The sequence below is a fragment of the Arthrobacter sp. zg-Y1171 genome, assembly GCF_025244845.1.
Classification (GTDB): domain Bacteria; phylum Actinomycetota; class Actinomycetes; order Actinomycetales; family Micrococcaceae; genus Arthrobacter_B.
In genome coordinates this window covers 2,182,040-2,195,022 of record NZ_CP104264.1, presented here as the reverse complement: position 1 = coordinate 2,195,022, position 12,983 = coordinate 2,182,040, and the positions used below count along the sequence as shown (strand labels likewise).

Genomic DNA, 12,983 nt, shown 5'->3' with positions numbered 1-12,983 from the left:
TCAGGGGTCCGGCATGATGCGCCGGTTGCGGATTCGTTCGGCCAGCTCCAGCAGCTGCTCCCGGGACAGGTCCGGCAGGTGCTCCAGCTCCTTGACGAAGTCATCCAGTGCGTTGGTGGCCCGGGCCTTGAGGAGTTCGGTGTAGAAGCCGACGATGATGCCGGTCATGAGGGCCACCACGAGGATCCCGTACAGGGTCACGACCACCGTGATAATCCGGCCGGCCGGTCCGGTAGCCACATAATCGCCGAAGCCGACGGTTGTGAAGGAAACGAACAGATACCAGAGGCCGTCGCCGAAATCGGAGAATTGCGGTTCGAGCCGCGGCAGCAGGAAGCCGGCGACCCCAAGGACAATCAGGAAGCCGAAGAAAATGTAGTCGGCGCCGGAGATCCGGACAATGTGCCACAGCACCCGCATCCGCTTCATGGGAACTCCCTTGGGTTTCGATCCCCAACGGTTCTAGGTTCCCAATATAGGGTTACTCGCCGCTGTTGCGCAGTGCCTCGGTAAGCTGGGCTCCGGCCTTGGCCACCACTTCGGCGTGAACGCGGCCCGGCTGGCGGGTGAGGCGTTCTATCGGCCCTGAAATGGACACGGCGGCAATCACCCGTCCGGACGGCCCGCGCACCGGAGCGGAAACGGAGGCAACGCCGGGTTCACGTTCGCCCAGGCTCTGGGCCCAGCCGCGGCGTCGGACACCGGCGAGGACGGTCGGAGTGAAGCGGGCATTCTGCAGGCCCTCGAGCAGACGGTCATGGTCCTCCCAGGCCAGCAGGCACTGGGCGGCGGAACCGGCTTTCATGGACAGCTGGGTGCCCACCGGGATGGTGTCCCGCAGGCCGATGGGCCGCTCGGCGGAGGCGACGCAGACCCGCCACTCGCCCTGCCGCCGGAAGACCTGGGAGCTTTCGCCCGTCGCGTCACGCAGCGACAGCAGCACCGGCCCGGCGGAGGCTATCAAACGGTCTTCACCGGCCGCGGAGGCCAGTTCCACCAGGCGTCCGCCCAGGACAAAGCGGCCCTGGATATCGCGGCCGACCAGCCGGTGGTGCACCAGTGCCAGCGCCAGCCGGTGCACAGTGGGGCGGGCCAGTCCCGTCGCGGAAACCAGCTGCGCCAGCGTGGTGGGGCCGGCTTCCAGTGCATCAAGCACCATGGCCGCTTTGTCGATAACGCCTACCCCGCTGACTGTGTCCATAAGCTGATACTGCCGTCTCACTATCTGAGATGCAAATCGGAAAGCTGGACCGCCGGCTCTGCCTGCTGGTTCTCTTGAGGGACTAGGGATTGAACCAAATGAGGGGTACCGGTATGGGTGAGCATGTGGCAGGCAGGACGCTTGCGCAGAAAGTCTGGGACGAGCACGTGGTCCGCAAGGGGGAGGACGGTGCACCCGACCTGCTCTACATCGATCTCCACCTCGTCCACGAGGTCACCTCCCCGCAGGCCTTCGAGGGCCTGCGGCTGTCAGGCCGCGGACTGCGCCGCCCGGACCTGACCATTGCCACCGAGGACCACAACACTCCCACCCTGGCCATCGACAAGCCCATTGCCGACCCGGTGAGCCGCACCCAGATCGAAACGCTGCGGGCCAACTGCGCCGAGTTCGGCGTGCGGCTGCATCCGCTGGGGGATGCCGAGCAGGGCATCGTCCATGTGGTGGGTCCTCAGCTTGGCCTGACCCAGCCCGGACTCACTGTGGTCTGCGGAGACTCCCACACCTCGACACACGGCGCGTTCGGCGCGCTGGCCATGGGTATCGGCACCTCCGAGGTCGAACACGTCATGGCCACCCAGACACTGTCCCTCAAGCCGTTTCGAACCATGGCGATCAACGTCGAGGGAACCCTGCGGCCCGGTGTGACGTCCAAGGACATCATCCTAGCGGTGATCGCCAAGATCGGCACCGGCGGCGGGCAGGGCTACGTGCTGGAATACCGCGGCTCCGCCATTCGCGCACTGTCGATGGAGGCGCGGATGACCATCTGCAACATGTCCATCGAGGCCGGCGCCCGTGCAGGGATGGTCGCCCCGGACGAAACGACCTTCGCCTACCTCAAACACCGCCCGCACGCACCACAGGGCCGGGACTGGGACGCCGCCGTCGAGCACTGGAAATCCCTTGCCACGGACGCCGACGCCGAGTTCGACGCCGAGGTTTCCCTGGACGCCGACACCCTGGAACCGTTCGTCACCTGGGGAACCAACCCCGGGCAGGGAGTTTCGCTCTCCGAAGCAGTTCCCGCCCCCGAAGATTTCAGCGATGAAAACGCGCGCGCCGCCGCCGAACGTGCGCTGGCCTACATGGACCTGGCCGCCGGCACTCCCATGAAGGACATCCGCGTGGACACCGTCTTCCTGGGCTCCTGTACCAACAGCCGCATCGAGGACCTGCGGATAGCCGCGGATATCATCCGCGGCCGGCAGAAGGACCCCGCAGTCCGGATGATGGTGGTGCCCGGCTCCGCGCGGGTGCGGCTGGAGGCCGAAGCCGAAGGACTGGACCGGGTATTCAAGGACTTCGGCGCCGAATGGCGGTTCGCCGGCTGTTCCATGTGCCTGGGCATGAATCCTGACCAGCTCGAGCCGGGGGAGCGCTGCGCCTCCACCTCCAACCGAAACTTCGAGGGCCGGCAGGGCAAGGGTGGACGGACCCACCTGGTCTCCCCGGTGGTGGCAGCAGCCACTGCCGTCCGGGGAACCCTCAGCTCACCCTCGGACCTTGACCCGCTGCCGGGCGCCGTCGTCGGCGCCGCAGCCTAGGAGAACCGTCATGGACAAGATCACCACCCACACCGGAATCGGCGTCCCGCTGCGCCAAAGCGACGTGGACACCGACCAGATCATTCCGGCCGTCTACCTCAAGCGGATCACCCGCACCGGATTCGAGGATGCGCTCTTCGCCGGCTGGCGGAAGAACGAGGACTTCATCCTGAACCGGGAACCCTACCGCCAGGGCTCCGTGCTGGTGGCCGGGCCGGACTTCGGTACCGGATCCTCCCGTGAACATGCCGTCTGGGCCCTGAACGACTACGGCTTCCGCGCCGTGCTCTCCTCCCGCTTCGCTGACATTTTCCGCGGGAACGCCGGCAAACAGGGCCTGGTCGCGGCCCAGCTTGCGCAGGATGACATCGAGCTGATCTGGAAGGTCCTGGAAAACTCGCCGGGAACAACGGTCACCGTTGATCTGCAGGCCCGGACCGCGGTCTGCGGCAGCGTCACGGCTCCATTCGAGATTGACGAGTACACCCGCTGGCGCCTGCTGGAGGGATTGGACGACATTGCCCTGACCCTGCGCCATGAGTCGGACATCACATCGTTCGAGGCCGAGCGCCCCGCAGACAAGCCCACCACGCTCCCTGCCCTGCACTAGCACAGTCCAGGCAGGGGCAGGCCGGCACTGCAATTATCAGCAGGCTTCCGGTTTGCACTCCGGCGGTTTTTCTGCCTCTCCCAGCGCCCCGATATCATTGATAGGCCCCGCTTCGGCGGGGCCTATCCGCTTTCCACTGCGGGCATGACCGGAATCACACCGGTTCCGGCCTGCCGGAGGGCGGCGTTATTTCAGTAAGCAGAGCCTTGCTCATATGCTTGAGTGCAGTCTCTTATTGCTTCCGGGGCCAATCTATTTTAAGAAATCAGGTGTTCATGGGTAGCGTCCTCACCATCCGAGGCGGTGTTCCTCTCTCAGGGAAGGTACCGGTCCGCGGGGCGAAAAATCTGGTCCCCAAGGCGATGGTTGCGGCCCTGCTTGGCACCGGCCCGTCCACCCTGCGCAACGTTCCTGAAATCAAGGACGTCGAGGTAGTTACGTCGCTGCTGCAGCTGCACGGCGTCGAGGTCACCAAGGACCCTGTCACGGGTGATCTCACCATGGATCCGAAGAACGCCAAGACGGCGGCGTCCAAGGACATCGACGCCCACGCCGGCGATTCCCGCATCCCGATCCTGCTCTGCGGGCCCCTCATGCACAGCCTGGGCGAAGCCTTCATTCCTGACCTCGGCGGCTGCAAAATCGGCGACCGGCCCATCGACTACCACCTGCAGATGCTGCGCAACTTCGGTGCCGTAGTGGAAAAGCGCCCCGGGGGCATTTCCATTTCCGCGCCCAAGGGCCTCAGCGGCGCAAAGCTCGAACTGCCGTACCCGAGCGTCGGAGCCACCGAACAGGTGCTCCTGACGGCGGTCAAGGCCGTGGGCATCACCGAGCTTCGCGGCGCGGCCGTGGAACCGGAAATCATGGACCTGATCGCCATCCTGCAGAAGATGGGCGCCATCATCTCCGTGCAGACGGACCGAGTGATCCGCATCGAGGGCGTTTCCGAACTCACCGGGTACAACCACCGGGCGCTTCCGGACCGCAACGAGGCTGCTTCCTGGGCCTCCGCCGCACTCGTCACCAAGGGAGACATCTACGTTGAGGGCGCGGAGCAGAAGGACCTCACCGCCTTCCTGAATACCTACCGCAAGATCGGCGGCGCGTTCGACGTCGACGACGGCGGCATCCGGTTCTACCACCCGGGCGGCGCACTGAACCCGCTGGTGCTGGAAACGGATGTACACCCCGGCTTTATGACCGACTGGCAGCAGCCCCTGGTTGTCGCCCTGACGCAGGCCGAGGGCGTGTCCATCGTGCACGAAACCGTGTACGAGAACCGTTTCGGGTTCACGGATGCGCTGATCCGCATGGGTGCCAACATCCAGGTGCACCGTGAGTGCCTGGGCAGCGTTCCATGCCGTTTCGGCCAGCGCAACTTCCTGCACTCGGCGGTTATTGCCGGATCCGTGCAGCTGCGCGGTGCAGAGATCGACATCCCGGACCTGCGCGGCGGCTTCAGCCACCTCATTGCGGCGCTGGCTGCCGAGGGAACCTCGCGGGTGACCGGCATCGAGCTGATCAACCGCGGGTACGAGCACTTCCAGGGCAAGCTCGAGGGCCTCGGCGCGGACTTTGACGTCGCTTCCGGCGTATCTGCCGGACTCCGGTAGCCTGACGGAATGACGGAATCGAATAAGTCACGGGTTGTTTTTGCTCTGCTCGCCGGATCTCTCCGGCCGGTATTCAATATCTTCCTGAAAAAGCAGTGGCAGGGGGCAGAGAACCTGCCGAAGGACCCGGGCTTCATTGTCTGCCCGAACCACGTGACTGAAATCGATCCGGTGGTCGTGGGGCACTTCCTGTACAACCAGGGACGCCCGCCGCACTTCCTCGCGAAGGCATCCCTCTTCAAGGTGCCCGTGCTGGGACCGGCGCTGTCCGCCACGAACCAGGTCCCGGTGGAGCGGATCACCACCGGGGCCGCCGGTTCGCTCGACGCCGCCCGTGAAGCCCTGGCAGCAGGGCGCACGCTGGTCATCTACCCCGAAGGCACCCTTACCCGGGACCCCGACCTCTGGCCGATGAAAGGCCGGACCGGGGCTGCGCGGCTGGCCCTGCAGACCGGGGTGCCCGTCATCCCGATCGCCCACTGGGGTGCGCAGGAAGCCTTCCCGCGCTACGCGAAGTTCCCCAAGCTGTTCCCGCGCAAGCGGGTGCGGCTGGTGGTCGGCAAGCCCGTGGACCTGTCCGAATTCTCCGGACTGCCGATCAGCAAGGCAGTGCTGGACGCAGCCACGGAACGGATCATGTCCGACCTTACGGACATGGTCTCCAAGCTCCGCGGCACCCAGCCGCCCACCGAGCGGTGGAACCCCGTGGCCCGGGGCCAGCGGCAGGTGGGACGTTCCTTCGAAAACGGAGCCGGCGCATCCGCCACATCAACCAAACCAATCCAACCGGAGGCCGGACAGTGACCCCCCGCAGTGAACACCCCGCCGTCGTCGCCGTACTGGGCGCCGGCAGCTGGGGTACCGCCTTTGCCAAGATTGCCGCCGACTCGGGAGCCGGGCGCGGCACCGACGTCCGGCTCTGGGCCCGCCGCCCCGAGGTGGCCGCAGACATCAACGGCAGGCACCGCAACACCCAGTACCTCAAGGACACCGTCCTGCCCGCGAACCTGCGCGCCTTCACGGACCTCGGCGAGGTGCTCGCCGGAGCCGACATGGTGGTCCTCGCCGTCCCTGCACAGTCCCTGCGCGCACAGCTCCGGGACGTTGCCGGCCGGATTCCCGCCGACGCCGTCGTTGTGTCGCTGATGAAGGGCCTGGAGCGGGGCACCGACGCCCGGATGAGCCAGGTGATCGCCGAGGAACTGGGACTGCCCGCCGAGCGTATCGCCGTGGTTTCGGGACCGAACCTTGCCATGGAAATTGCCCGGCAGGAGCCCACCGCGTCCGTAGTGGCCTGCACCGACCTGGATACCGCCGCGTGGATCGCCGAGGCCTGCACGGCACCGTATTTCCGCCCCTACACCAACGAGGACGTGGTGGGCACCGAGATCGGCGGCATCGTCAAGAACGTTATTGCCCTCGCGGTGGGGATCTGCGACGGCAAGGGCATGGGCGACAACACCAAGGCGTCCGTGATGACCCGCGGACTTGCCGAAACCACCCGCCTGGCCCTGGCGCTGGGCGGCAATGCGGAAACCATGGCCGGCCTGGCCGGCATGGGCGACCTGATTGCCACCTGTTCCTCGCCGCTGTCGCGCAACCACACGGCAGGTACGCTGCTGGCCCAGGGGCTGAGCCTTGCCGAGGTCAACGCGTCCATGACCCAGACCGCCGAGGGCATCAAGTCCGCGCAGGCCGTGCTGGACCGCGCCACCCAGCTTGGCGTCTACATGCCCATCACCGAAAACGTTGTCGCCGTACTGCAGGGCGTAATTACTGTTGACGAACTGGGCCCGCGGTTGCTGGCCCGAGAACTGAAATCCGAAGGTGTGTCCGCCCCGTGACTGTTGAACCCCTGCCCGCCGGTACCGTAGCTGACCGTCCCGGAACTGAGCGCCCCCGGGTTGCCGTCCTGTTCGGCGGACGCTCCAGCGAACACGCCGTCAGCTGCGTGACCGCGGCCGGCGTGCTGCAGGCCATTGATACGTCCAAGTACGACGTCGTTCCCATCGGCATCGCGAAGAACGGCCAGTGGAGCCTGGTGTCTGCTGACCCGGCCGAGTGGTCCCTGCGCGCCGCGACCCTGCCCGAGGTTCCGGCGTCGGAGGAATCCGTGGTGCTCTCCTCGCAGAACGGCAGCCGGGAACTGGTGGCACACGCCGCCGGCAGCCTGCCCCGCAGCCTCGGCACCATCGACGTGGTGATGCCGCTGCTGCACGGCCCCTTCGGCGAGGACGGAACCCTCCAGGGCATGCTGGAAATGGCTGACATGAGGTATGTGGGAGCAGGTGTCCTGGCGTCTGCCGTCGGCATGGACAAGCACTACATGAAGGTGGTCTTCGAATCCGCAGGCCTGATGGTAGGCCCCTATGAGGTCATCACCGACCGGCAGTGGCTGCGCGACCCGCAGTCCTGCCTCGACCGTGCCGGTGCCCTGGAATTCCCGCTGTTCGTCAAGCCGGCCCGCGCCGGTTCCTCCATGGGCATCACCCGCGTCACGGACGCAGCGGAACTGCCGGAAGCCATCGAAGCGGCACGCCTCCACGACCCGAAGGTGGTCGTGGAAGCCGGGATCGTCGGCCGGGAAATCGAAGTGGCCGTCCTGCAGGGACGCGGCACCGAGGATCCGCGCACCAGCCAGCCCGGCGAGGTTGCCGTGCGCGACGGCGGCCACGAGTGGTACGACTTCGAAGCCAAGTACGTGGACGGGGCGGCGGCAGACCTGAGCTGCCCGGCCGACCTTCCGGCGGATATCACCGCCCGGGTCCGCAGGCTCGCCGGGACCGCCTTCGACGCAGTGGGCGGTGAAGGCCTGTCCCGGGTGGACTTCTTCTACACGCCGGACGGCGAACTGATCATCAACGAGATCAACACCATGCCCGGCTTCACACCCATCAGCATGTATCCGCAGATGTGGGCCAAGTCCGGGTTGCCGTACACCGAGCTGATCGATGAACTGATTTCCCTGGCGCTGGCCCGGAAGACGGGGCTGCGCTAGCCCTGCCCGGCTTCCAGGTCCAGCGTGTCCGCGGGGCTCAGGCACTGGCTGGTGGGCTCGATTTTGGACACTGCGTTCTGCAGCTGGACCAAAAGGGTGGACGAGGCCACCTCGTTCGGATTGAAGATCACTTCCACCGCCGGTTCCCGGCCGTAGGTGGTGGCGGTCCAGGTGTCTTCGCCCTCACGCAGGATCCAGTCGACGCCGTTCACTGAGGCGCACGGATCGGTGGTCGGGCCCGGCACGGGGACACCGCACTTCAGGATCGCCCGGGACGGGTTGCCCCACGCCGCCGTCGACTGGCTGTCCGTGTCCCGCAGCGCGTAACCGGCCATCTCGTCCGGCAAAGCCACCATGACGGCGGCGCAGTCCGGATTGGCAGCGTCCGGGGCCGATTCGATGCTGGCTACCGGACTGCAGCCGGTGGCCGCCGCTGCAGCGAGAATGAGGACTGCTGGTAACGCATAGAACTTCATGATTCCAGCGTATCCGCCGCGGTGCCCCGGACCGGAATCGGAATGTATAGACTCATACCGCCCCCGACCTGAGGAAAAACACTTGAGCGAGTACCCCTTTTCCCCTGAAACTGACGTTCCCGCAGACACCACGCGCAGGAAGTCACACCGTGTGCGAAATGTGCTGCTGGTTTTTGTTGCCCTCGTGTTGGTTGCCGCGCTGGCGGCCGGTGGCTACCTGTGGCATCTGGCGCGGACCTTCGACAGTTCCACGGACACCATTGCCAATGCGCTTCCAGAGACACGTCCGGAGAAGGGCGCTGCCGCAGGAGACTCACAGAACATCCTGCTGATGGGAAGCGATACCCGCGATCCCGCTTCCGGCGACGCACGGTCGGACACGATGATGCTGGTCCATATCCCCGGGGATCGAAGCGGCGTCTACGTTATGTCGATCATGCGGGACACCTGGGTGGAGATCCCCGGGCACGGGGAACACAAGATCAACGCTGCCATGGCTCTCGGCGGAGTGTCCCTGACGGTTGACACCGTTCAGACCCTGTTCGACGTCCCCATCGACCACGTGGCGATTATCGATTTTGAAGGTTTCCAGGGTCTGACGGACGCCCTGGGCGGGGTTACCCTCAACAACGACATCGCCTTCCAGTCCGAGGGCGGCCACGGCGAGTACTTTGCCGCCGGGCCGATCACCGTTGAGGGTGAGTCCGCGCTCAAGTACGTCCGCGAGCGGTACGCCTTTGCCGACGGGGACTACCAGCGGGTCAAGAACCAGCAGGCTTTCCTGAGCGGTGTGATCTCCGGTGTCCTCAACACGGAAACCCTGACCGACCCGGTAAAGGTCAGCAACATCGTGGGCGAAATTTCACCGTACCTGAGCGTTGATGAAGACCTGGACGCAGCGGCGGCAGGGGCGTTGGCGGTCAGCCTCCGCAACGTCCGGTCCGGGGATGTCCATATGTTCACCCTGCCGAACGCCGGGGTAGGCACGTCCTCCGACGGACAGTCGATTGTGGTGCCGGACGAGGCAGCCATCGCCGAAATCGGTGCTGCACTGGACGCTGACGACCTCGCCGGCTACCTCCGGTCCGCCGTTCCGCAGGGTTGACCGGCCCAACCGGCGGCAAATCGTTATCGGCCACTGTCAGTGCCCTGCGGTAGGCTTCCTAATGACATAGACGGTTAGCGGCAATGACGGCGAAGACCGGATGGGACGGGCCCCGATGAGCGGCACCAGCAGGACCAGAGACAGCTCTACAAGCAGGAAACGGGATTACCTTGCAGACTAAAATCACCGCCAACGCGCAAGCGCTGAAGCGATGGTTGAGCAACGCAGAGGTCTCCTTGGGTAACCACAGCGACCGCCTCAATGCCATCAATATCTTTCCCGTGGCCGACGGCGATACCGGCACCAACCTCTACCTGACGCTCCGCTCCGCCTCGAGGGCTATTGCGGAAGAGGACACCGCCGACATCGGCGAGCTGCTGGGAATAGCCGGCCGTGCAGCGATGGAAGAAGCCCGCGGCAACTCCGGAACCCTGTTTTCAGTCTTCCTCACCTCCATGGCGGAACCCCTGGCCGGCGCAACCCGGCTCTCCGCACCGTTGCTCGCATCCGCCCTGCAGCGCGCGCAGCTGCGCTCCTGGTCGGTGCTTAGCGACCCGGTGCCAGGCACCATGCTCTCCGTCCTCGAGGCGGCAGCCCACGCCGCCTCCGACAGCGAAGCAGCAGTCACCGGAGATGACAGCAACGTGGGACTAGCGGTCACGCTGCGCGCCGTGATGGACGCCGCCCTGACGGCCGTCATCCACACCGAAAGCCAGCTGGATGCGCTTGCCGCTGCCCATGTGGTGGACGCCGGCGGCGTCGGTTTCCTGCTGGTACTGGACGCCCTGCGAGCCGCAGCCCTGGGCGAGGAACTGCAGGAAGAACTGCTGGACGGACTGCACGGCTACGACGTCCAGGACCCGCACATCCACGCCCACATGCCCCGCATGGAAGGCGTGGAGGTCATGTGCACCATCACCCTCAGCCCGTTGGATGCAGCCACGCTGCGGCTCCAGCTGGACGAGCTGGGGGACTCCGTCATCATGAGCGCCGTCAGCCCGGTGGGAGACGGCTACCGCTGGCGGATCCACGTCCACACGCCCGACGCAGGTGCCGCCATCGATCTGCTGCGCACCCTGGGCGATCCCGAGAACCTGACCATCACCGAGCTGTCCGCAGACGGACACGAAACCAAAGAAGTCCCCGAGGCACATGGACTCTAGGCTCCCCGGAGAACTCGACTTTCCGCTGGACCGCCGGATCGGCAAGACCACGGCCAACGCCATGGAGAAGCAGCTCGGCCTGAAGACCGTCGGCGATCTGCTCCACCATTTCCCGCGCCGGTACCTCGAGCGGGGCGAACTCACACCCATCGCCGAAATACCGTTCGACGAAGACGTCACCCTGATAGCCCGGGTGCAAAGCAACAACCGCCGGCAGATGCGGGCCCGCAAGGGATCAATCGTTGAAGTGGTGGTCACCGACGACACCGACGGCAGCCTCGGCCAGCTGCACCTGACGTTCTTCAACGGGTTCAACGCCCACAAGGAGCTCACCGTCGGCACCCGGGCCATGTTCTCCGGCAAGGTCGGTGCCTACCGCGGCCAGCTGCAGCTGACCAATCCCAGTTACGCGCTGCTGGATGATGACGCCGTGGATGAGGAGGAGGCCAAACGGCCTATCCCCGTCTACCCGGCCTCCGCCAAACTAGCCAGTCCCACCATTGAAAAGTCCGTGTCGATGCTGCTGGACGTGCTTCAGGCAGCCCGGCTGCGTGATCCGATCCCGGAGCCGATCCGCCGTCGGGAACACTTACCCGACATCACGGAGGCCTACCAGCGGATCCACCGGCCGGCCACCATGGAGGAGGCCTACGCCGCCCGGCACCGGTTCCGGTACCAGGAAGCCCTGGTCCTGCAGACCGCACTGGCCCGGCGTCGTGCCCTGACCGCCGAAGAGGAAGCCACCGCGCGTCCAGCAGTGCCCGGCGGCCTCCTGGACCGCTTTGACGCGTCCCTACCCTTCACCCTGACTCGCGGCCAGGCCGAAATCGGGCGCGACCTTTCCGCCGAACTGGGCGGGGACCATCCCATGAACCGCCTCCTGCAGGGCGAGGTGGGCTCGGGCAAGACCCTGGTGGCGCTGCGCGCCATGCTGCAGGTGATCGACGCCGGGGGACAGGCCGCGCTGCTGGCACCCACCGAAGTTCTGGCATCGCAGCACTACGAATCCATCAGCGCCATGCTGGGACCGCTGGGCCGCGGCGGCCAGCTCGACGGCGATCCGGAGGGCACCCGCGTGGCGCTGCTCACCGGGTCGATGAGCACCGCCGGGCGGCGGGCGGCCATGCTGGATGCTGCCGGCGGCGCCGCCGGAATCATCATCGGCACGCACGCACTGCTGTCCGAGAACGTCTCCTTTGCCGACCTCGGCCTGGTGGTGGTGGATGAACAGCACCGGTTCGGCGTCGAGCAGCGCGATGTCCTGCGCACCAAGGGGCACAGCACCCCGCACCTGCTGGTCATGACGGCCACCCCGATTCCCCGTACCGTGGCGATGACCGTCTTCGGTGACCTCGAGGTCTCCACCCTCACCGAGCTGCCGGCCGGGCGGGCCCCCATCTCCACCTACGTCTCACCGCTGGCCGAAAAGCCGCAGTGGGAGCAGCGGATCTGGGCCCGCGCCCGGGAAGAGATCGACGCCGGCCGTCAGGTGTACGTGGTCTGCCCCAAAATCGGAGCGAAAGAAGAGGAACCCGGTACGGAGCTGGACCTGTTCGACGAGAAGGAAGCAGCTGCCGGACGGGAGCGTGCCCAGCGGCAGGAGCTGACCTCCGTCACCGAGTTGACCGAATACCTCACCACCGTGCCGGCGCTCGCAGGGAAGGTCATTGCGCCGCTGCACGGACGGCTGGACCCGAACGACAAGCACGAGACCATGGCTGCCTTCAACCGCGGCGGCATTGACGTGCTGGTCTCCACCACCGTCATCGAAGTGGGGGTGGATGTGCCCAATGCCTCGCTGATGGTGATCATGGACGCGGACCGGTTCGGCATCTCCCAGCTGCACCAGCTGCGCGGCCGGGTGGGCCGCGGCGGGCTGCCCGGCACCTGCCTGCTCGTGACGCAGCTGGAACCGGGACATCCGAGCCGTGAGCGGCTGGAGGCCGTGGCGGCCACCACCGACGGTTTCGAACTGTCCCGCAAGGACCTGGAACTGCGCCGCGAAGGCGACATCCTCGGCGCCAGCCAGTCCGGCGGCCGCTCCACCCTGAAACTGCTGCGCGCCGTCCAGGACGAAAAGCTCATTGAAAAGGCACGTGCCGACGCCGTGGCCCTGGTGGCCGAGGATCCGGACCTGCGCGACTACCCGGCCCTGGATGAAGCCATCGAGGCCTACCTGAACCCCGAAGCCGAGGCGTTCCTGGAGCGCGGCTAACGCCCGCCTTCCGTCCTCTCGGCTTCCGGCAGCG

Annotated in this window: 12 protein-coding genes; 9 read left to right on the top strand and 3 right to left on the bottom strand. The window is 66.2% G+C overall.

The features are described from left to right. Window positions 1–429, bottom strand: a complete 429-nt coding sequence (locus tag N2L00_RS10345; protein WP_255862832.1) for a potassium channel family protein — start codon at window positions 427–429, stop codon at window positions 1–3. 52 nt (window positions 430–481) lie between these two features. Further along, a complete protein-coding gene (locus N2L00_RS10340) occupies window positions 482–1,201 on the bottom strand; it encodes an IclR family transcriptional regulator (RefSeq protein ID WP_227923577.1) in 720 nt (239 codons plus the stop codon). A gap of 113 nt (window positions 1,202–1,314) precedes the next feature. Here N2L00_RS10340 and leuC point away from each other — a divergent pair, with 113 nt between their 5' ends. From leuC to N2L00_RS10310, 6 genes are all read left to right on the top strand, one after another. Continuing rightward, window positions 1,315–2,766 carry a 3-isopropylmalate dehydratase large subunit gene (gene leuC / locus N2L00_RS10335; RefSeq protein ID WP_255862833.1) on the top strand — a complete coding sequence of 484 codons (1,452 nt, stop codon included), beginning with the start codon at window positions 1,315–1,317 and terminating at the stop codon, window positions 2,764–2,766. A 10-nt stretch (window positions 2,767–2,776) separates the two neighbouring features. Next, the gene (gene leuD, locus N2L00_RS10330) at window positions 2,777–3,376 is read left to right on the top strand and encodes a 3-isopropylmalate dehydratase small subunit (protein WP_255862834.1); all 600 of its coding nucleotides are present in this window, start codon (window positions 2,777–2,779) and stop codon (window positions 3,374–3,376) included. 275 nt (window positions 3,377–3,651) lie between these two features. Beyond that, window positions 3,652–4,992 (top strand): UDP-N-acetylglucosamine 1-carboxyvinyltransferase, encoded by a 1,341-nt coding sequence (murA, locus tag N2L00_RS10325; RefSeq protein WP_255862835.1) that lies wholly within the window; start codon window positions 3,652–3,654, stop codon window positions 4,990–4,992. A 9-nt stretch (window positions 4,993–5,001) separates the two neighbouring features. Then, window positions 5,002–5,796: a 1-acyl-sn-glycerol-3-phosphate acyltransferase gene (locus tag N2L00_RS10320; protein ID WP_255766562.1), complete on the top strand. Its 795-nt coding sequence runs from the start codon at window positions 5,002–5,004 to the stop codon at window positions 5,794–5,796. Further along, on the top strand, window positions 5,793–6,836 hold the full coding sequence (locus tag N2L00_RS10315; RefSeq protein WP_255862836.1) for an NAD(P)H-dependent glycerol-3-phosphate dehydrogenase: 1,044 nt from the start codon (window positions 5,793–5,795) through the stop codon (window positions 6,834–6,836). Before N2L00_RS10320 ends, N2L00_RS10315 begins: the two co-directional genes overlap by 4 nt. Beyond that, complete coding sequence (locus N2L00_RS10310; protein ID WP_255862837.1) at window positions 6,833–7,990, top strand: D-alanine--D-alanine ligase family protein; 1,158 nt, start codon at window positions 6,833–6,835, stop codon at window positions 7,988–7,990. Before N2L00_RS10315 ends, N2L00_RS10310 begins: the two co-directional genes overlap by 4 nt. Here the strand turns inward: N2L00_RS10310 and N2L00_RS10305 are convergent. Continuing rightward, window positions 7,987–8,466 (bottom strand): DUF3515 domain-containing protein, encoded by a 480-nt coding sequence (locus N2L00_RS10305; protein WP_255862838.1) that lies wholly within the window; start codon window positions 8,464–8,466, stop codon window positions 7,987–7,989. The two genes, N2L00_RS10310 and N2L00_RS10305, sit on opposite strands and share 4 nt — an antisense overlap. Window positions 8,467–8,548: 82 nt before the next feature. On the opposite strand from N2L00_RS10305, the gene N2L00_RS10300 reads away from it, so the two are divergent. From N2L00_RS10300 to N2L00_RS10290, 3 genes are all read left to right on the top strand, one after another. Next, the gene (locus tag N2L00_RS10300; protein WP_255862839.1) at window positions 8,549–9,571 is read left to right on the top strand and encodes an LCP family protein; all 1,023 of its coding nucleotides are present in this window, start codon (window positions 8,549–8,551) and stop codon (window positions 9,569–9,571) included. 203 nt (window positions 9,572–9,774) lie between these two features. Continuing rightward, window positions 9,775–10,734: a DAK2 domain-containing protein gene (locus tag N2L00_RS10295; RefSeq protein ID WP_255863297.1), complete on the top strand. Its 960-nt coding sequence runs from the start codon at window positions 9,775–9,777 to the stop codon at window positions 10,732–10,734. Next, a complete protein-coding gene (locus N2L00_RS10290) occupies window positions 10,724–12,949 on the top strand; it encodes an ATP-dependent DNA helicase RecG (protein WP_255862840.1) in 2,226 nt (741 codons plus the stop codon). Before N2L00_RS10295 ends, N2L00_RS10290 begins: the two co-directional genes overlap by 11 nt. Window positions 12,950–12,983: the final 34 nt, after the last annotated feature.

Excerpts from the sequence above, each read along its gene's own strand:
- N2L00_RS10345 (WP_255862832.1), bottom strand. The coding sequence starts at position 429 with ATGAAGCGGATGCGGGTGCTGTGGCACATTGTCCGGATCTCCGGCGCC.
- leuC (WP_255862833.1), top strand. The coding sequence starts at position 1,315 with ATGGGTGAGCATGTGGCAGGCAGGACGCTTGCGCAGAAAGTCTGGGAC.
- N2L00_RS10340 (WP_227923577.1), bottom strand. The coding sequence starts at position 1,201 with ATGGACACAGTCAGCGGGGTAGGCGTTATCGACAAAGCGGCCATGGTG.
- N2L00_RS10290 (WP_255862840.1), top strand. The coding sequence starts at position 10,724 with ATGGACTCTAGGCTCCCCGGAGAACTCGACTTTCCGCTGGACCGCCGG.
- N2L00_RS10305 (WP_255862838.1), bottom strand. The coding sequence starts at position 8,466 with ATGAAGTTCTATGCGTTACCAGCAGTCCTCATTCTCGCTGCAGCGGCG.
- leuD (WP_255862834.1), top strand. The coding sequence starts at position 2,777 with ATGGACAAGATCACCACCCACACCGGAATCGGCGTCCCGCTGCGCCAA.
- N2L00_RS10320 (WP_255766562.1), top strand. The coding sequence starts at position 5,002 with ATGACGGAATCGAATAAGTCACGGGTTGTTTTTGCTCTGCTCGCCGGA.
- murA (WP_255862835.1), top strand. The coding sequence starts at position 3,652 with ATGGGTAGCGTCCTCACCATCCGAGGCGGTGTTCCTCTCTCAGGGAAG.